This window comes from Pseudomonas sp. 05T35 (genome assembly GCF_056396605.1).
This window is the reverse complement of record NZ_JBFTLU010001006.1, coordinates 1-380: the sequence shown is the minus strand read 5'-3', so window position 1 is coordinate 380 and position 380 is coordinate 1. Positions and strand designations below refer to the sequence as shown.

Genomic DNA, 380 nt, shown 5'->3' with positions numbered 1-380 from the left:
CCCATGGGGACCTTGTCCGCGCATGCCGACGGGGATGAAATCATGCAGTGGCTGAGGGGCTTCAAGCGGCCACCGAAACACACCTACGTCGTGCACGGAGAACCCAATGCATCGGATGTGCTGCGCCGGCGCATCAGCCTGGAGCTGGGGTGGTCGGTCTCGGTGCCTGAGTACCGTGACTGCGTTGAGTTGACCGGCGTTCCGGTCCCGGCCTGAAATCCTGATGACCGAAAGTCCCTTGCCGGTGTGGCGGCGAGGGGCCTTCGGCCAACAGCTGACGGGTGTTCTGGGTGCGCAACCCTTGTTGCTGGTTGTTCTGACCGTTGTCATCAACCGGTTTTTCTTTACTCGTCACGTGTCCAGCTGACGCTCAACTGGTA

Annotated in this window: 2 protein-coding genes; both read left to right on the top strand. The window is 61.1% G+C overall.

What is annotated here, in order from left to right; genetic code table 11:
• The coding region (locus tag AC1DH9_RS31130; protein ID WP_477809586.1) for an MBL fold metallo-hydrolase RNA specificity domain-containing protein at positions 1-216 on the top strand (216 nt) is incomplete at its 5' end.
• A 7-nt stretch (positions 217-223) separates the two neighbouring features.
• Entirely contained in the window at positions 224-367 is a 144-nt protein-coding gene (locus AC1DH9_RS31125) for a hypothetical protein (protein ID WP_477809585.1), read from the top strand.
• The last annotated feature ends 13 nt before the right edge of the window (positions 368-380 follow it).

Bases quoted from the DNA above. Each gene is read 5' to 3' on its own strand.
- AC1DH9_RS31125 (WP_477809585.1), top strand. From the start codon at position 224: ATGACCGAAAGTCCCTTGCCGGTGTGGCGGCGAGGGGCCTTCGGCCAA.